At 72.7% G+C, this 17906-nt stretch carries 16 protein-coding genes and 1 pseudogene; 8 read left to right on the top strand and 9 right to left on the bottom strand.

Going from position 1 to position 17906, the window contains the following annotated elements:
- Positions 1 to 64: 64 nt before the first annotated feature.
- Entirely contained in the window at positions 65 to 1405 is a 1341-nt protein-coding gene (locus tag ACWDEN_RS04260; protein ID WP_450857104.1) for an alpha/beta fold hydrolase, read from the bottom strand.
- Between the two features lie 66 nt (positions 1406 to 1471).
- Here ACWDEN_RS04260 and ACWDEN_RS04265 point away from each other — a divergent pair, with 66 nt between their 5' ends.
- Positions 1472 to 2122, top strand: a complete 651-nt coding sequence (locus ACWDEN_RS04265) for a TetR-like C-terminal domain-containing protein (protein ID WP_450857106.1) — start codon at positions 1472 to 1474, stop codon at positions 2120 to 2122.
- A 302-nt stretch (positions 2123 to 2424) separates the two neighbouring features.
- On the opposite strand, the gene ACWDEN_RS04270 is transcribed toward ACWDEN_RS04265, so the two are convergent.
- From ACWDEN_RS04270 to ACWDEN_RS04290, 5 genes and pseudogenes are all read right to left on the bottom strand, one after another.
- Positions 2425 to 2619 carry an FG-GAP repeat domain-containing protein gene (locus ACWDEN_RS04270; RefSeq protein ID WP_351603996.1) on the bottom strand — a complete coding sequence of 65 codons (195 nt, stop codon included), beginning with the start codon at positions 2617 to 2619 and terminating at the stop codon, positions 2425 to 2427.
- Between the two features lie 266 nt (positions 2620 to 2885).
- Positions 2886 to 3575, bottom strand: coding sequence for a DUF6882 domain-containing protein (locus tag ACWDEN_RS04275; RefSeq protein WP_450857108.1), 690 nt, complete (start codon positions 3573 to 3575; stop codon positions 2886 to 2888).
- A gap of 120 nt (positions 3576 to 3695) precedes the next feature.
- Positions 3696 to 4664, bottom strand: a complete 969-nt coding sequence (locus ACWDEN_RS04280) for a threo-3-hydroxy-L-aspartate ammonia-lyase (protein ID WP_450857110.1) — start codon at positions 4662 to 4664, stop codon at positions 3696 to 3698.
- Between the two features lie 358 nt (positions 4665 to 5022).
- Complete coding sequence (locus tag ACWDEN_RS04285; RefSeq protein WP_450857112.1) at positions 5023 to 5763, bottom strand: VOC family protein; 741 nt, start codon at positions 5761 to 5763, stop codon at positions 5023 to 5025.
- Positions 5764 to 5797: 34 nt separating this feature from the next.
- Positions 5798 to 5986 (bottom strand): annotated as a pseudogene (locus tag ACWDEN_RS04290) (ABC transporter ATP-binding protein); the annotation flags it as partial.
- Between the two features lie 102 nt (positions 5987 to 6088).
- On the opposite strand from ACWDEN_RS04290, the gene ACWDEN_RS04295 reads away from it, so the two are divergent.
- The 5 genes from ACWDEN_RS04295 to ACWDEN_RS04315 all read left to right on the top strand — a co-directional run bounded on the left by ACWDEN_RS04295 (position 6089) and on the right by ACWDEN_RS04315 (position 11737).
- Entirely contained in the window at positions 6089 to 6433 is a 345-nt protein-coding gene (locus ACWDEN_RS04295; protein ID WP_450857114.1) for a hypothetical protein, read from the top strand.
- A 691-nt stretch (positions 6434 to 7124) separates the two neighbouring features.
- On the top strand, positions 7125 to 7925 hold the full coding sequence (locus tag ACWDEN_RS04300) for an SAM-dependent methyltransferase (RefSeq protein ID WP_351603869.1): 801 nt from the start codon (positions 7125 to 7127) through the stop codon (positions 7923 to 7925).
- A 194-nt stretch (positions 7926 to 8119) separates the two neighbouring features.
- On the top strand, positions 8120 to 9547 hold the full coding sequence (locus ACWDEN_RS04305; protein WP_450857117.1) for a uracil-xanthine permease family protein: 1428 nt from the start codon (positions 8120 to 8122) through the stop codon (positions 9545 to 9547).
- 34 nt (positions 9548 to 9581) lie between these two features.
- The gene (locus ACWDEN_RS04310; protein ID WP_450857119.1) at positions 9582 to 11030 is read left to right on the top strand and encodes an amidohydrolase family protein; all 1449 of its coding nucleotides are present in this window, start codon (positions 9582 to 9584) and stop codon (positions 11028 to 11030) included.
- Positions 11027 to 11737 carry a sulfite exporter TauE/SafE family protein gene (locus ACWDEN_RS04315; RefSeq protein ID WP_351603864.1) on the top strand — a complete coding sequence of 237 codons (711 nt, stop codon included), beginning with the start codon at positions 11027 to 11029 and terminating at the stop codon, positions 11735 to 11737. The genes ACWDEN_RS04310 and ACWDEN_RS04315 overlap by 4 nt, the downstream gene beginning before the upstream one ends.
- A 40-nt stretch (positions 11738 to 11777) precedes the next feature.
- On the opposite strand, the gene ACWDEN_RS04320 is transcribed toward ACWDEN_RS04315, so the two are convergent.
- Positions 11778 to 12890 carry a substrate-binding domain-containing protein gene (locus tag ACWDEN_RS04320; RefSeq protein WP_351603863.1) on the bottom strand — a complete coding sequence of 371 codons (1113 nt, stop codon included), beginning with the start codon at positions 12888 to 12890 and terminating at the stop codon, positions 11778 to 11780.
- Positions 12891 to 13147: 257 nt separating this feature from the next.
- On the opposite strand from ACWDEN_RS04320, the gene ACWDEN_RS04325 reads away from it, so the two are divergent.
- On the top strand, positions 13148 to 14626 hold the full coding sequence (locus ACWDEN_RS04325) for a glutamate-cysteine ligase family protein (RefSeq protein WP_351603862.1): 1479 nt from the start codon (positions 13148 to 13150) through the stop codon (positions 14624 to 14626).
- A 6-nt stretch (positions 14627 to 14632) separates the two neighbouring features.
- Here ACWDEN_RS04325 and ACWDEN_RS04330 read toward each other — a convergent pair whose 3' ends face one another.
- Together ACWDEN_RS04330 and ACWDEN_RS04335 are read right to left on the bottom strand one after the other, a co-directional pair.
- Positions 14633 to 16006, bottom strand: a complete 1374-nt coding sequence (locus ACWDEN_RS04330; protein WP_450857314.1) for a S41 family peptidase — start codon at positions 16004 to 16006, stop codon at positions 14633 to 14635.
- A gap of 643 nt (positions 16007 to 16649) precedes the next feature.
- Positions 16650 to 17042 carry a winged helix-turn-helix transcriptional regulator gene (locus tag ACWDEN_RS04335; protein ID WP_351603858.1) on the bottom strand — a complete coding sequence of 131 codons (393 nt, stop codon included), beginning with the start codon at positions 17040 to 17042 and terminating at the stop codon, positions 16650 to 16652.
- A gap of 148 nt (positions 17043 to 17190) precedes the next feature.
- Here ACWDEN_RS04335 and ACWDEN_RS04340 point away from each other — a divergent pair, with 148 nt between their 5' ends.
- Positions 17191 to 17841 (top strand): FMN-dependent NADH-azoreductase, encoded by a 651-nt coding sequence (locus ACWDEN_RS04340; protein WP_450857122.1) that lies wholly within the window; start codon positions 17191 to 17193, stop codon positions 17839 to 17841.
- Positions 17842 to 17906 lie beyond the last annotated feature (65 nt).

A 17906-nucleotide genomic window follows, 5' to 3' on the forward strand; every position in this document is an offset into this window, starting at 1 on the left:
GTAAGGGCCACCACTGACAACGGCCGGAGTGCCGTGGTGCGGCCGGGCGGACCGGCGGCCGGCCTCACTTCCCGGTGCTCAGGAAGGCCGGTATGTCCGCACGGGTCGGGTAGTTCGGAAGGGGTGCCCGTGCACCCTGGAGGAACGCGGTGATGACGGCCGCGGCTCGTTCGTTGTTGTCGTCGAGGCCGTTCCACAGGTGATGTCCGACCCCGGGCAGGTACTGGGTGCGCTCGACGGCGGGATCGGTGGCCAGGACGGCGGTCTCCCACCGGCGGACCTGGGAGGAGCACTCGGCGATCATCAGCATCGCGGGGGTCCGGGAGCGCCGCAGTCGGGGGGCCAGGGACGCCGAGTCCTTGACCGTCTGCTGGATGCGGAGACTGGCGGCGGGGCTGAAGGAGAAGTTCTCCGCCGTGTCCTCCACCGGGATGCGATGGGCGTCGCGCGCGCAGTAGGCGGAGGCGGTGTCGCCGCCGAGGTCGGCGGCGGTGAACGCGTTGTCGCCCTCGGCCTGGCCGATCAGACCGTTGCCGGGGCTGAGGAGCCCGAGACGCATCAGCCCGAACGCGACGGCGTACCGCGGGACATGGGTCGATCGCGGCCCCGTCGGGGACGGAGCGAGGCCGCGCGCGGAGGGGCGGCCGGTGTGCCCGGTGAGTCGCGCCGTGGGGCCGTCCATCGGGCCCGGCTCGGCGATGACCGCCCGGTGCAGGCGCCCGGCGACACGCGGGTCGGCCAGCCCCTGGGTGAGGACGACCGCGCCCGCGGAGAAGCCGAGGACGTCGACTCGGCCCCGGCCCAGGCGGTCGACGAAGGCACCGAGGTCGCGCACCGACCTGGCGATCGTGTACCGGCTCATCGGAAGCAGGTCGCTGCGTCCGCCACCGGCCTGCTCGTAGGCGTAGACGTCGTAGCCCTTGCCTGCCAGGAGACGCAGGAAGCGGTGGTCCAGCAGCGAGATGCCGCGCATCGGGCCGCCGTTGAGATAGACCAGCGGGACGGGGTGCCGGGCGCCGGAGTCGCGGGGTGGGTAGTGGTAGACCGCGAGCCTGCTGCCCGTCGAGAGCTTCCAGTGCTGGGCGGTCACGAAGGGCAGCGCGGGCGGGTACCGCCGGGCCGTCGGGACGGTCGGGATGCAGACCGACGCCGTCAACGCGGCTGCGAGAGCCACCGGCAGGAAGGGAACGAGCCGGGCGGGCCCGGTGCGGCGCCCGCCGCGCCGGAGCGCGACGGCCGTCCCGGCCACGACCACCGTCCCCCACGCGGCCAGACCCCCGCCGGCCCCGTCGGTCAGCACGAGCATCGCGAGGAAGACGGCGACCAGGCCCGCGATGGCGGCGGTGACCACCAGTAAGCGTCCGACGGCACGCACCGGCCGCCGAGCGGATGCGGATATGGACATGGAGAGCCCCCAGAGTTTCAGAACGGCGTTTCAAAACGACGTTATCAAACTCGCTAGACTGATCCCATGGGACGGCCGAGAACGAACGACGAGTCAGTCGGGGAACGACTGGTGGCGTGCGCGACCGAACTGCTGGCCACCGGCACGCGCGAGTCACTGACCGTGCGCGCCGTCGCCGCGGCGGCAGGCACGTCGACCACGGCGGTCTACTCGCTGTTCGGCGGCAAGGACGGACTGATCGGCGAGGTACGGGACAGAGCCGTCGCCGGGCTGCACCAGCACCTCTCGGCGGTGCCGGTCTCGGCGGATCCCCTCTCCGACCTCCACGCGCTGGCCGTCGCGTACCGACGGTGGGGACGCGAGCACCCCCGGCTGTACGCGGTCCTGTTCGGCGGAGTGCAGTCGTTCGACCCGTCGGGCCCGGTCGGCACCGCCGACCCCGTCCGACCGCTGCTCGCGGCGATCGACCGTGCGTCGGCGGCATCCGTACTCACCGGGGAGGCGACCCGGATCGCCCTCTCGCTGTGGGTGACGCTGCACGGCCTGGTGATGCTCGAACTGGCCGGCGCCCTCGACGCCACCACGGCGGAGATCACGTTCCGGTCGACGATCGATGCCACGCTGCGCGGCTGGATGACCCCTGCCGCGTTCCGCAGACACAGGGGGCCCGGGCCGTCCGGCACCGACTCCGGGATGCGGGAGTGCCCCGGTGAGTGATGACGACGTCGTAAAGACGGTACGACGGCACGGACACTGCGCCTCTGTCGGCGTCGGCAGGTCATGACGCGGGAGTCGTCGACTTCAGCTCCGCGTCGGCCCGGTTCGCGCGCCCCTGTATGGCGGCGCACGCGGCGAGCAAAGGCGGCATCCGGTCGATGACGCTCGCCGGCACCACCGAGTACACCCGGCGGTGCCGGCGGGCTGAGCAGGGCCGGATGCTGCATCGCTCATGAGGCCGTTCGACCCGGCCAGGGGATGTGGGCCCGCACCAAGGGGTGCCCTCCGGTGCGGGCCGCCGGTCAGGAAAGGGGGCGGCCGGACCAGCCCGAGCCGACGCGGACCCGGCTGCCCAAGGTGCCGTGGCCGGTGGCCGGGTTCAGCCAGGCCACGCCGTCGGAGCCGGCCGAGAGCAGGTCGGCCCTGCCGTCGCCGTTCAGGTCGCCGGTGCCGAGCACCTGGCGGTAGGACTTGCCCCGGTCGCGGACGACCAGCACACGGTCGGCGAGCTTGCCGGTGCCGGTGCCGAGCTGACGCCACAGCTCGCCGGAGCCGTCGAGGGCCGGCCGTCGCCGCGCCCGTCGCCGTCGAGGTCCCCGGCGCCGATCACCCGGGAGCAGGTCCTGGACATCGCCTCCGCGGTCGCGTCGGCCTTGCGCTCCAAGATGCGGGAGCGGTACGTGGTTCCCTCCGCGGAGACGGAGCCGCCGCCGTCGCGTGGCCGGTCGTCGGGATTCCATCCCCCCTGCCTGCGCAGCCGGCGTCAGGGCAGCACCTTGACCCCGACGCCCGCGATCCGGCCGGCCGCGTCGAAGTCGACCTCGACGGCGTTGCCGCCCGGCAGGTCGGCGACGATCCGGCCGGCCTCGTCGCGCCGGGGCAGGCCGTGGTAGTCGAAGTAGCCGGTCACCACGTGCCGTGACGAGCGGCCGATGAGCCCGGCTCCGGTGAGCAGGGTCCTGGGCAGGCTCACGGGGTCGACTCCGGCGCGCGGGACCTGCGGGTCGTCGGGAAGGAAGCAGACCTGGGTGCCATCGCCCGCGGGCACGCCGATGTAGCCGGGTGCTCCCGCCACTCCCATGCCGGTGAAGGCGAGCATCTCCGCCGCGCGCCGCGGATCGGCGAACCCGGACAGGTGCAGGACCTCCTCGGTCAGTTCGGCGATGCCGTGGTCCCGTCCGTACCGCTCGACCGCGCCGGTCGCGGCCACCACCTCGGCGCCCCGCAGTCCGGGGTTGGCCCAACCCCACATCCAGGACTGCTCGGTCATGTCGTACGTGCCCAGCACGGCGACGCGCAGGGTCACGTGTCCCTGCCGGTAGAGACAGGACGACAGCTCGGCGCTCCACGGCCCCTCGGGCAGGAACGCGGTCAGGGCCTCCAACTGCGCGGCACCCCAGGCGGCGTGCCGTTCGGCCTCCAGCAGGAAGGCGTCGCTGAACTCACTCGTCATGGCTCGACCCTAGGGGATCCCCGCGCCGGGGTGTCGGCCAGGTCCCACCGGCCTTGCGTGGCGCGCCGTACATCTGCGTGTGCAACCGGGGGCTTGGCTCGTGTCGCGTGGTAACGCCCCTCATCCGCCGACGAGTTCGGCAAACCGACCGGTGTCGATGTTGCCACCGGAGGCGATGATGCCGATGCGGGGCGGGAGGTTGTCGACGCGGCCGGCCAGGAGTGCGGCCAGGCCGGTGGCGCCGCTGGGCTCGAGGACGATCTTCAGACGCTCGAAGGCGAAGCGCATGGCGGTGACGATCTCCGCGTCGCTGACGAGGGCGATGGCGTCGACCAGGCGTCGGTTGATCTCGAAGGTGAGCTCGCCGGGCGTGGGCAGGGCCTGCCCGTCGGCGATGGTCCGGGGCACGGGCAGGGTGACGCGGGCGCCGCTCTCCAGGGAGCGCTTGGTGTCGTCCCCTTCTTCCGGCTCCACGCCGATGACCCGGATGCCGGGGTGCAGGGCCTTGGCGGCGGTGGCGCTGCCGGCGATCAGCCCGCCGCCTCCGACCGGCACGAGCAGCGCGTCGATCGGGCCGGTCTCGTCGAGGAGTTCGAGGGTCGCGGTGCCCTGTCCGGCGATGACATGAGGGTGGTCGTAGGGCGGGATGAGGGCCAGGCCGCGGTCCTCGGCCAGCGCCGTACCGAGGGCGGTGCGATCCTCGGTGTAGCGGTCGTAGGTGACGATCTCGGCGCCGTATCCGGCGGTCGCCTCCCGCTTGAGGCGCGGGGCGTCCTCGGGCATCAGGATGACGGCACTGGTGCCGAGTTCGCGGGCGGCCAGGGCGGTGGCCTGGGCGTGGTTGCCGGAGGAGTAGGCGGCGATGCCCTTGGCCAGCTGGTCCGGGGAGAGCTGGGCGGCCGCGTTGTAGGCGCCGCGGAACTTGAAGGCGCCGACGCGCTGGAAGTTCTCGCACTTGATGAACACCTCGGCGCCCACGAGGGCGTTCAGGGTGCGCGAGGTGACGACGGGGGTGCGGTGGGCGACGCCTTCGAGGCGTGCGGCGGCCGCACGGACGTGGTCGAACGTTACGGGCGAATCGGGGGCCATGGCGGTCTCTCTTCCCTTCCGTCGTACCACGTGGTTTCAGCCGAGCGTTACCCAGGACGGCATCCGGAGTGCTTGGACTGATTTTCCATTCCTGGACAGGAACTCTAAGGAAACCGATGCCCGTCTGTCCAGGGAACGGCCGGACGGGCGTCGGGCGGAAGGTGTGCACGCAGCTGACTTCTCTCGGGGTTTCCCGGCCGTGGTGTGACGTGCGTGAGTCCGGGCCCGCCGCCGCACCGGACATCGACCAACTTCAGCGGCGCGTCGTGAAGTTCGAGAGGCCGCAGCGCAACCCACTCGGGGGCATGGCGCACGAGCAGACAGAGCTCAGGTGCCGGGGTGTCGTCGAGGCTCCGCGTCAAGAGCGGGCGAGAACGCAGAACTCGTGGCCTTCCGGGTCGGCCATGCACTTCCACGGGACGTCACCCTGGCCGACGTCGAGGTCGGTGGCGCCGAGGGCCCGCAGCCGGGTCACCTCCGCCTCCTGATCGTCACCGGGGCACGGCACCAGGTCGAGATGGACGCGGTCCGGCACGGTCTTCACTCCGGGCGTGCGGAGGAACTCGAGATACGGGCCGACGCCCTTGGCGGAGCGCAACACAGCATGAGCGTCGGTAACCTCGTGCAGGGTCCAGTCCATCGCCCGGTCCCAGAACCGGGCCATGGCCCGCGGATCCGCACAGTCGACCACCACCCGGGCGATCGGGCCGGTGTCCCGGTACCTCTCCCGAGGCTCCAGCACACAGAACTCGTTGCCCTCCGGGTCGGCGAGAACCGTCCACGGCACTGTGCCCTGGCCCACGCGGGCGGGCGTCGCACCGAGAGACCGGAGGCGCGCGACCAACTCCGCCTGATGGGCCGCAGAGGTGGTGGCGAGATCCAGATGCACACGGTTCTTTGCCGTTGTCCCGGGTTCCGGGACGGCGATGACGTCGACGCAGACGGTGACCGGGTCCAGCCAGTCGAAACCGGCGGGGAGAACGGCGGTCGCGCCGCCTCCCGAACTGGAAACACCCCAGCCGAGCGCCTCCCCCCAGAAGCGGCCGACCGCCGCGTCATCAAGAGCCTTGATGTTCACCTGAACAGGTCGCAGTGTCATGCCGGCGATCCTATGCACGCTGCAACGACCTGAGTGACGTCAGCTCGTCCAGGATGAGCAGGGGGTACGGCGGTACAGCGCGCGCCCGCGGGCCAGGCGCGGCCACTGTCCGCCGGACAGCTCGGCGCTCCCGAAGTTCTCGCGTGGCGAGCGCGGTGCCGAGCCCGTGGGGAAGCCGCTCGACCGCCTCGCGCATGCCGATCGCGTCGACGGCCTCCCGGACCGCCGTCATGGGTACGGGCCGCCCGCCGTCCCAGAGGACCCGGCCACTTGTCGGCACGGAGTCGACGCCCTGGCCTGCACGACCCCCAACTACCGGAAGTTCATGAGCGGGTTCACCGACTGGGTGCGGACCGTGGCCGGCAGCGAGGACGCCGCCGGCTTCCGCTCCCGGGTCACCGATCCGGAGAACGCGTCGATGGGGCAGAGCCTCGCCTTCAAGCCCAGCTACAAGTCCGGTTACTGCCTGGCCGTCCGCCCCGCCGGCGAGGCACAGCGGTACGCCGAACGCCGCTTCCCGCACAAGCCGGCCAAGGAGGTCTCCGGCGGGTGGCGGGCTCCCGCGCGACGGAGCGCGGACTCCTCCGGCGGGCCCGAGCGGCAGCGACCACCGGCCGAGCCGGGGCGGGAGAGCTGGAAGGGCGGGGAACGACCCGAGCGCATGGATTAACCGTTCCCCGCCCCCGGCGCGTCGCCCGCCTCGTCACGGACACGGAGGGACGACCCGCGACCGGTCGGACGAAGCTTCGACTCACCGATCTTGTTCCGACCATCCGACACCGACGACGCACAGGCCAGCCGAACGAGCCGCCCGGGTGACGGCCGCCCGGTGCACGGGCGGTCCCGGCCCGTGAGATGCGTCCCGCGCACGGAGACGCGCCCGACCCGCGAGGTGCGTCCGATGCGCAGGGCAGGCCGGCCGAGTGCCGCACGCGGCCCGGGCGGGGGCGCGGGGCAGATCCGGCCGCGTGAGACACGCCCAGGGCGCGGGGCAGGCCGGCGTGAGACACACCCGGGTCAGGTACGGGGCGAGCACGGGTGAGCCCCACCCGGCCCTTCAGGGGGAACGCCGGGCACCACCCGGCATGTGCGTGGCCCGGCGCGGGGACGACTCCGTGCGAACACGACCCGGCTCGAACCCGTCCCGCCCCGGACACCACCCGGCCGGCCCTTCCTGGATCACCGCGACCCACCGGGTGCCCTCGACCAGGCACGCCGGGCGAGCTGTGGGGCGTGCGCGGCCGCCGGGATCGCCTCCTCAGCTCCGGGAACTCCGTGCGCGCTACCGGTAGTTGATATGGGAAGCTTTGGCCAACCGTTTGCGGGACCGAGGCCGTGACGGTCGTGGAGAGGAGCACAGCGTGACTCAGGACGGCGGCCGGGCCGTGCACATCGACACCAGCAAGCCGCATCCCGCACGGATCTACGACTACCTCCTGGGCGGCAAGGACAACTACGAGGTGGACCAACTGGCGGGCGACCAACTGGCCGCGGCGGCACCCGAGGTGTGGATCTCCGTACGGGCCAACCGCTCCTTTCTGCACCGTGCGGTCCGGTACGTCATCGGCAGTGGCGTCCGCCAGATCCTCGACGTCGGCACCGGGCTGCCCACCTCGCCGAACGTGCACGAGGTCGCCCAGGAAGCGGCTCCGGACGCGCGCGTCGCCTATGTCGACAACGATCCGATCGTGAAGGCCCACGGCGACGCGCTGCTCAGCCGGGCCGGCACCACCAGCATCGTGCTCGCCGACCTGCGCGATCCGCAGTCCGTCATCGATCACCCCGAGGTCCGGCGGATCATCGATTTCGACCAGCCGGTCGCCCTGTTCCTCGTCGCGATCCTGCACTTCATCCGCGACGCGGAGGAGCCCGAGCGGATCGTGGCCACCCTGCGCGACGCGCTCCCGGCCGGCAGCTTCCTGGTGCTCTCGCATGCGACGGGCGACTTCGCCGACGACCGCAGCGAGGCCGAGGCCGTCTACAACAGCGCGACCGCCACCATGAACCTTCGGTCCCGCGACCGGGTCGCGCGGTTCTTCGACGGGTTCGAACTGGTCGAGCCCGGCCTGACCCAGGTTCCGTTCTGGCGCCCGGACTCCACTCCGCCGCCCGGCTCCGAAGCGATCGGCTTCTACGGAGGCGTGGCCCGCAAGAACGCCTGAATCCGGGATCCCGGGCGGAGGCATCGAGTAGTCCCGCCCGTACCCACAGTGTCCCGTTCACCGGTCACCCCCTTGACCCACCCCCCGTCGACGCCCTCATACTGACGGCCGAATCGATGCGGCCAAATCGATTTGGCCGCTGTCCCGGCCGGATCGTCGAGGCCTGAGCCGAGCGAGCCGAACGGAGCCCGCGCGTGTCCAGTCCCGTACATCCTGTCGACCCCACCCCCGTACCGTCCGCAGATCCCTCCTCCGTACCGTCCGCCGGCCCCGGTGCCGTGCACCCCGTCGACGAGTCCCGCCCCCTCGGGCGGATCCTGCTCTTCGGCATCCAGCACGTACTCGTCATGGCGGCCACACCGATCTCCGCGGTCTTCCTGATGAGCGCCACCCTCCGGCTCAGCCCGGTCATCACCGTCGACCTGCTCTCGGCGGCTCTGCTGCTGTCCGGGATCGGCTCGCTCGTCCAGTCCCTCGGCCCCTGGAAGTTCGGGCCGCGGCTGCCGTTCGTGATGCTGCCGGGCGGTGCGCCGCTGATCCTGTTCCTGTCGATCGCGCAAGCCCACGGGCTGCGCACGGCGACCGGCGCCGTGCTGCTGACCTCCGCCTTCACCTTCCTGGTGCTGCCGCTGTTCGCACGGCTGCTGCGGTTCTTCCCGCCGCTGGTCATCGGCACGATGATCGTGATCGTCGGGGTCAACCTGGTGAAGGTCGGCGCGCTGCTCGTCACCGGGCAGCCCGGTACGCCGGGCTTCGCGGACCCGGTACGGCTGGGGCTCGCCTTCGCCACCATCGGCCTGATCGTCGTCTTCACCCGGCTGCTGCGCGGGGTCCTGCGGCAACTCGCCGTACTGCTCGGCCTCGCGGCCGGCACCGCCCTCGCCCTCGCCCTCGGCCAGGTCCACCCGGGCTCCGCATTGTCCGGTCAACTGGTCGGCGTACCCAGGCCGTTGCCGTTCGGCACGCCCGTCTTCGACCTGCTCGCCGCGCTGCCGCTGATGCTGTACAGCCTCGCGTCCATGGCGGAGGCGACCGGGCAGACCGTCATCAACGCCGAGGCGGTCGGCAAGGACCTCGACGTCCGCACCGACGTGCCGCGCACGGTGCGCGGCGACGCGCTGACCTCGCTGCTCGGCGGCTGCTTCGGGCTGCCGTTGATGGTGACCAGCGGGGAGAACATCGGCATCGTCCGGGTCACCGGCGTGCGCAGCCGGTACGTCACGGCCGCCGCGGGTCTGGTCCTCGTCGTCCTCGGCTTCGTGCCCCCCGTCGCGCGGGCGATCAGTGTGATGCCCTCGGCCGTGGTCGGGGGCGCCGCGATGGTCGTCTTCGCGGTGATCGCCGTACTCGGCGCGCAGATGCTCGGCCGGGCCCGGCTGGAGGACCACACGGCCACGGTGACCTGCGCCGTGGCGCTCGCGCTGGGGCTGCTGCCGATCCTGGTTCCCGGGGTGTACGCCGGGTTCCCGTCCGACGTGCGGATCGTGCTGGAGAGCGGCGTGGCGGTGGGCGCCCTCGTCGCCGCCGTCCTCAACGTCGTCTTCCACCACCTGGGGCGGCGCACCGCGGACCCCGCTGCCGCCGTGCCGGCCGAGGCGCCGAGTCCGGCCGCCCGTGCCTGAACTCCCGCACAGCCACCTCGAACCACGGAGAACCATGACCGACCTGACCCCCGACCGGCTCCGCCACGGCGCGCTGCTGCTGGTCCCCGACGTGACGCTGACTCCCGACGGCCCGCTGGAGCTCCAGGCCGTGGTGGTGCGGGACGGCGTGTTCCGTGACGTCGGCCCGGTCGAGCGGATCGTCCGGACCCATCCGTCGCTGACCCCGCTCCGGCTGCCCGGGCACGCGCTGCTGCCGGGCTTCGTCGACGCCCACCACCATCTGACGCAGAGCTTCGGCGGCGCCCTCGCCTTCGGGGAGCCGTCGGAGATCTTCCGCCGCGTGTGGGTGCCGCTGGAGCGCGCCCTGGACGAGGAGTCGGCCTACGTCGCCGCGAAACTGGCCGCGCTGGAGTCCCTGCGGGGCGGTTTCACGACCGTCGCCGAGTCGGGGACCCGGGCCTCGGTGGACGTGGACGTGGTGGCCTCGGCCGCGCGGGACGCGGGGATCCGCTGTGTGCTGGGGCTCGTCTGCGACGACATCTCGGACGGCACCGGAGCCGACGCGGATCCGCAGACGGTGCTCGCCGCGGCCGAGAAGCACCTGGCGCGCTACGGCGGTGACGACCTGGTCCGTCCCTCGCTCGCCGTGTCCGTGCCGGAGGCCGCGACGGCGCACACGCTGGCCGCGACGGCACGGCTCGCCGCCGACGCGGGCACGGTCGTACAGATCCATGTGAACGAGCACCTCGTCGCCGTCGAGCGCTCCCTGGTCCGGCACGGGCTGCGGCCCCTGGAGCAGCTGCGCCATGTGGGCGCCCTGGGCCCGCAGTTGCTGGCCGCGCACGCGACGCTGCTCACCCCTGCCGAGGTCACGCTGCTGGCGGACAGCGGCGCCGCGGTGAGCTACAACCCGGTGGCCAGCGCGTGGAAGGGCAACGCCGTCGCCCCGGCGACCGCCTTCGCCGAGCGCGGCATCCGGTTCGGGCTGGGCACCGACGGCACCCGGGGTGACGGCTTCCGGCTCACGGACGCGGCGGAGTTCGCTCAGCGGCTCACCTACGGCCTGGCCAGCGGGGACTCCTCCTGCGGCGCCGGCTGGACGTGGTGGGAGCGGGCCACGGCGGGCGGCGCGGACGCGGTCGGACTCGGCCGGCACACGGGACGGATCGTGCCCGGCGCCGCCGCGGACTTCCTCCTGGCCGACCTCGACCGGCCGGAGATGCGGCCGTCCTGGGACCTGCCGTGGGAACTGGTGCGGCGCGGCAACCGGGACCAGCTCACCGCCGTGTTCGTCGCCGGCCGCCTGCGCCTGTGGCGCGGCTGGCCGCCGGACTGGGACGGACCGGCACTGGTCCGCCGGGCCGCCGAGCTGGCCCCGCAGGTGGTACGGCGCGCCGGGGTGACACGGGCCCATCCGACGTCGGTGGCGGCACGGCAGCGGGCGGCGGCGCACACCGAGGCGGCGGGAGGGGACATGTCCTGTCCCGGTGACCGGCGATGAGCGGCGGCACCCTGGCGGTGCTGGCGGTGACCGTCGCGGCGGCCGCGTTCGTGCAGGGGGCCAGCGGCCTCGGGTTCGCGCTGATCGTGGCCCCGGTCGCGGGGCTGCTCGATCCGGGGCTGCTGCCCGTGTTCGTGCTGACCGCGATGATCCCGCTCAACCTGTACGTCGCGTGGCGTGAACGGCACAGTCTCGATCTGCGCGGCGCCGGCTGGATCACGGCGGCGCGGCTTGCGGCGACCCCGGCGGGGCTGTCGCTGCTGTGGGCGATCCCGGCAGGCTCTCTCGGTGCCGTGGTCGGCGCGGCGACGGTCCTGGCGGCCGTGGTGAGCCTCGTCGTGCCCTCGTTCGTGCCGGGGCGCGGTGCCTATCTGGGCGCCGGTGTCGTCACCGGGCTGACCGAGACCGCGACCGGCGTGGGCGGCCCGCCTCTCGCGCTCGTCTACCAGCACCGGCCGCCCGGCGAGCTGCGGGCCACGGTCGCCGCCTGCTTTCTGGTGGGTGAAGTCGCCTCCCTGGCCCTGCTGTTCGTCACCGGGCGGGGCCGTCCGGCGGACATGGGCTGGGCGCTCCTGCTGCTGCCCGCGCTCGCGGCGGGAGCCTGGCTCAGCCGCCTGGTGCACCGGCGCCTCGACGCGAGGAGGATGCGCGCCTTCGTCCTCGTCTTCGCCCTGGTGTCGGGGGTGGCGCTCATGGCAGGGACGTGACCCTGACGGCTCGTCGGCCGTTCCGGAAAAGCGTCCTCTTCTACTCCGTTCCCGGGCGCGTCCCGTCCGAGGCGGTAGGCGGACGTCGCAGGGACGAGGCGCGCGGGACGAGCCGGGGTACGGCGGCGGCCGGTACCTCGTCCCCCGCTTCCGCCGGCCCGGTTTCCGTCGGCCCGGCTGCCGCGTCCGCGGCCGGTCGCGTGCCCAGCCGGGCGAGCAGCAGTTCCACCGCGTCCGCGGCGGCCCGGTCCAGGCCCAGGTCGACGGCGGTGAGCGGGGGTTCGCAGGTGCGGGCGCGCAGCCCGTCGTACCGGGTGACGACCATGACGTCGTCGGGGATCCGGCGCCCCGCGTCCCGCAGCGCCCGTACGGCGCCGACCGCGAAGGCGTCGACGAGCACGCACAGCGCGTCGATGCCGGGGTGCTCCGCGAGGAGCGCGGCGCACCGGTCGTACCCCGCCTGCTCGCCGCCCTCCTCCGGCGCGGTGGCGACGACGGCCGGCCAGCCGTACGCGGCGGCGATCCGCTCGTAGGCGGCGCGGGCGTCGACCGCGGAGTGCCGGGTGCCCGCGCCGACGATGAGCGCCGGGCTGCGGGCGCCCTGGTCGCGCAGGTGGTCCAGGAGCAGTTCCACCACCCTGCCGCCGTGCAGGTCCACGTAGGGGGCGTCGTCGTCGGGTGCCGTGGGCCGGCCCAGCGCGACGTACGGCAGTCCGCGCTCGCGCAGTTGGGCCACGGCGGCGTCGTCCGACGCCGGTTCGACCACGATCGCGCCGTCGATGTCGACGGAGTAGAGCGCGGAGCCCGACTGCACCGGCGGGATCAGCACCAGGGCGTAGCCGTGGACGAGGGCCCGCTCGGCCGCGGCGGCGGCCACCTCCATGTAGAAGCCGAGCCGGGAGGGGCCGCCGGCCACCGCGAACGGCATCGAGGAGGCCAGCGCGATGGCCTTGGCCTGGCCCCGGCGCAGCCGCTGGGCGCGCAGGTTGGGCCGGTACCCCAGCTCGGCGGCGATCTTCTTGATGCGTTCGCGGGTGCGCGGGTCGACCTTGCCGATGCCGTTGAGGGCGTGGGACACCGTGGTGCGCGACACCGACGCCGCCGCGGCGACGTCGGCGATCGTGGGCCGACGAGCGCCGTGCGAGGTGGTCATGGGCCCATCTTCGCAACCTCCACCGCGCCGGGGCCAGCGCCCCCTGCCACCGGGACCTCACCGAACGCATCCGTCGCGCTCACGTGCTGTGCACGGCCGTGTACACGATGGAGACGCACCGGCCGGATGCACCGAAGCGGTCCCGGGACCCAGCTCATGCCGTCGGGCCGGCAGGTACCGGCCGTGCCTGGTGAGGCTCACGTGTTGGTGCGACGCTGAATGCAGGAGGCTGCGACGAGGGGCATCAGGGAGGGCCGATGGGACGCGACGTCCCGGCGCTCGTCTTCACCCGCGAGGACCGCCGCCGGTACCGGATCAAGATGCACGCGTGCCTGGACACGTTGGCGCAGATGCTGCGCGAGTCCCGGTTCGAGTCCGAGCGGCCGCAGGTCGGTCTGGAGATCGAGCTGAACCTGGTCGGCGACGACGCCGAGCCGGCGATGCGCAACACCGACGTGCTGAAGGCGATCTCCGACCCCGCCTGGTCCACCGAGCTGGGCCGCTTCAACCTGGAGATCAACGTGCCGCCACGGCGGCTGACGGCGGGCGGTCCCGACGCGTGGGAGTCGGAGATCCGCGCCGCGCTGAACCACGCGGACGAGCGGGCCAGGTCGGTCGGCACCCGGCTGATCATGATCGGGATCCTGCCCACCCTGCGCCAGGACGACATCGGCGAGGAGACCCTGTCGGAGAACCCGCGCTACCAGCTGCTCAACGACCAGATCTTCGCGGCCCGCGGCGAGGACCTGCGCATCGAGGTGGACGGCGTGGACCGGCTGCGCACCTACGCGGACACCATCACCCCGGAGGCCGCGTGCACGAGCACGCAGTTCCATCTGCAGGTGTCTCCCGAGGAGTTCGCCTCCTACTGGAACGCGGCACAGGCCATCGCCGGGGTCCAGGTGGCGCTGGCGGCCAACTCACCGTTCCTGTTCGGCAAGGAGCTGTGGCACGAGACCCGTATCCCGCTGTTCGAACAGGCCACGGACACCCGCCCGGAGGAGATCAAGGTGCAGGGTGTACGGCCCCGGGTGTGGTTCGGGGAGCGGTGGATCAACAGTGTCTTCGACCTGTTCGAGGAGAACCTGCGGTACTTCCCCGCCCTCCTCCCGCTGTGCGACGAACAGGACCCGGCGGAGACCCTGGATCGCGGCGACATCCCGGAACTCGCCGAACTGACCCTGCACAACGGCACGATCTACCGCTGGAACCGTCCGGTGTACGCGGTCTCCCACGACGTCCCGCACATTCGGGTGGAGAACCGGGTGCTGCCCGCCGGACCGACCGTCGCCGACACCCTCGCCAACGGTGCCTTCTACTACGGCCTCACCCGGGCCCTGGTGGAGGAGGACCGGCCGGTGTGGTCGCGGATGTCGTTCGCCGCAGCCGAGGACAATCTGCACACCGCCGCCCGGCGTGGCATCGACGCCCTGTTGTACTGGCCCGGGATGGGCGAGGTGCCGGTCCCGGAACTGGTGCTGCGCAGGCTGCTGCCGCTGGCGCACCGGGGACTCGAGCAGTCCGGCATGGACGAGGCGTGGCGGGAGCCGCTGCTCGGCATCATCGAGCAGCGGTGTGTGGCGGCACGCAACGGCGCCGTGTGGCAGATGGAGATGTTCCACCACCTCGACGCCACCACGCGTGCCGGCCGCCACGAGGCCCTGCGCCGGATGACCCAGCTGTACATCGACTACATGCACCTCAACGCCCCGGCCCACACCTGGCCGGTGGACTGATCCGGCTCAGCCGCGCCCGCTCAGCAGGTTCACCGCGCGGTCGAAGGCAGAGTCGCGGTTCTTCGCGAACTCCTCCTTGGTGAAGACCGGTTCGGTCAGCTGCGGCGGGATGCCCGTGCCGTCGAAGGTGCCGCCGGTACGGGTCAGGAACTCCTCGTTCGGCAGGCCGAAGGCCAGGCCGTCGGGCAGGTGGCGCACCATCACGTCCGAGAAGACACCCTGGGTGGGCTGCCCGATCCGCACGGTCCGTCCGGGCCGGTCCATCAGGGCCTGGGTGAAGGTCTCGCCCGCGCTGACCGTCGAGCCGCCGGTGAGGACGGCGACCGGGCCGGTGTAGCGGGGCGCGCCGGCCGGGACGACGGGTACGGGTTCGGGGCGGGTGTGCCGGGTGGGGTCGGCGGGGTCGTTGCGGGCCCGTTTCGCGTACGCGGTGTACGGCGTGCCGGTCAGCCGCTCGGCGATCCGGATGCCGAGGGGGTCGTGGCCGCCACCGTTGACGCGCAGGTCGATGACGAGCCCCTTGAGCCGCTCGGTACGGCGCCGGGTGAGTACGGTGTTCAAGGCCCGGTCGAGTTCGGCCTGTTCGGCGGTGTAGGGCGCGTCCTTGCCGGCATAGCCGCCGAATCCGGAGATGCGCAGATAGCCGAGGTCGCCCGGCAGGTCGGCGTAGGTGATCCGGCCCGCGCCGAAGTCCTGCCGGGAGGAGGCGTCCTTGAGGTCGCGGGCCTCGATGAACGTCTTCACCCTGGCGTCCAGTTCCGGGCCCGGCTTCTCCGTGCCGGGGCGGACCTGGCCGAAGTGGCGGTCGCCGTCGACCACCGTGACATGGGCGTCGTACAGCGGGCGCACCATCTCGCCGAGGATCCCGAAGAGTTGATCCTTCGTGGTGTCCTTGTGTACCAGCGGGCGGTACCGGTCGCGGACGGCGTGCCAGTCGATGTGCTTCTGGGCGAAGAAGGGGTAGTTCTCCTCGAAGGTCCGCCAGAAGACGTCGAAGGCGGTACGCGGGTCCGTGGGGGCGGGGCGCGTGCACGGGGCGGGCAGGGCCCTCAGGCGGCGCAGTTTCCGGTGTCCCACCGAGCTGTCCGCGGCGAGCAGCGCGTGATCGCGGTCGTGTACGGTCCGTACGGTCAGCACCGAGCCGTCGGGTGCCGCATAGGTGCCGGGACCGGTCTGCCGCGAGGTGTCGCCCTTGAGGCAGCTGACGGCTGTCGTCTGGTGCTCCTGCAGCACTCCCCCGCCGAGGACGAGGACGGTGCCGTAGCCGTCCATGCGCCACACCCCGTCGGTCCCGGGCGACTCGGGGTGTGCGGCGGCCGCGGCCGGTACGGCTCCGGCTGCGAGGAGCAGGGCGGCGGCGGTGGCCGTGAGGGTGCGCACGTGCGTGTCCTTCCGACGGGTGTCCACGGGGGACCACCGTCGCCGGCGCACCCGGGCCCGCACCATCCGGTCATCCGGTGTGTCAGGACGGGGGCTGGCCCCCGCATCCGCTCACCGGACCGGGTGACGCCGTCCACTCGATGCTCTCGCGAGCGCCGCCGGGCTGTCGCACCGGCCCGCACTCGTCGACCAGCACGGCCGCTTCCCGAGGAACCCGTCACGCTCGACCGGGCCGTGGGCGACGGTGAAGGTGTCGAGCGAGTACGACCGGTCCGCCATCCCGGAGGCGCTGCCGGAGCGGTGGTTGAGCTGCCGGCGGAGCCACTGGCCCGGCCGCAGCCACACCGCCGGGGCCTGCGGGGCCGGAGCGGCAGCCCGAACCCGCCCTGGGCGCACGCCCGGAGGCCGCTGTCCCGTTCCCGCAGGCTCACGCTGAGGGTGCCGAGAGCCGTCCGGCTCTCCCCGGGCTCGAAGCCGTACCGCCCGGCCACCCGCACAACGTGCGCGCGGCCCGACGGCGCGGCACCTGAGGCAACGGAAACCCGACCGGCACCGCGTTCCGCCGGGCGGCGGCAACGCCGCCGCGTGACCGCTCGGTCCAGCCGGTCCTCACCCGCTGCACCGTGATGTCCATGACCGGGCGCTACGTCGGTGACCCGGCCCGCCGGTCGCGCTCCTCGCCGGGGCACGACGGCGCGTCCGGCAGGTGGGCCTTCGCCCACTCGCCCAGTTCCCGGAGCGCCGGCTCCAGGGCGGCTCCCGCCTCGGTCAGCCGGTAGGACACGCGCAGCGGCGGGCCCTCGTCGACCTCGCGGAGCACGAGTCCGGCCGCGCCGAGCTCGGCGAGCCGGTCGGACAGCATGCGCTCACTGATGCCGGGGACGGCCCGGCGCAGGTCGGCGAAGTGCGCGGGCTGTTCCACCAGGACGGCCACGATCGGGCCGCTCCAGCGCTTTCCGAGCAGCTGGAAGACACGGGTGATGCCATCGTCCACCCGCTTGCACACCGCGCTGTCGTGGGTCACGTCCGCCGCCATGCGATCAGGGTACAACCTCGCCGTATGGGGATGAAAAAAAGTAAGTCCCTGTGTTAAAGATAGTCGAGTACGAAAACTCGGCCCTGGCGCTGAGCCGCCGGGCCACCTCTGTCCCTATTGTCTTCTTTGTCTTCATTTCGGAGTCACCATGGCCACCCTGCTGCACATCGACTCGTCCGTGTTCCCGACCGAGGCCTCGGCCTCGCGTGCCGTGACGGAGGCCTTCCGCACGCACTGGCAGGAGCAGCACCCCGACGGCACGGTCGTCTACCGCGATCTGGCGGCCCAGCCCGTCCCCCACATCACCGCCGCAGCGCACACCGCGGGCTTCGCCGACCCGGCGTCGCACACGCCGGAGCAGGCGGCGGCCTTCGCCGAGCGCGTCCGGCTGATCGAGGAGCTGGAGCAGGCGGACGCCGTACTGATCGGCGCCCCGATGTACAACCTCTCGATCCCCTCGACCCTCAAGTCCTGGGTGGACAACGTGGTCCTCTTCGGCCGCACCGCGGGCGAGACCCCGTCCGCCAAGGGCACTCCGGTCACGATCGTGGCCAGCCGGGGCGGCGCCTACGGGCCGGGCACCCCGCGCGAGGGATTCGAGTACGTGCAGAACTACCTCACGGCCGTCCTCGCCGACATGCTCGGCCTGGACGTCGACTTCATCGTCCCGGAGCTGACCATGGCCCCGCAGAACCCGGCGATGGCCGAGCTTGTCCCGCTGTACGAGGCCTCCCGCGACCGTGCCCTCGAGGAAGCGGCCACGAAGGCCAAGCAGCTCGCGGAGCGCCTGGCGGCCTGACCGGCCCACTCGCCCCGGCCCGGCGCCGCCTTGCACCCGGCACCGGGCCGGGCCGCTCGAGGTCA

Source organism: Streptomyces sp. NPDC001153, from assembly GCF_053598315.1.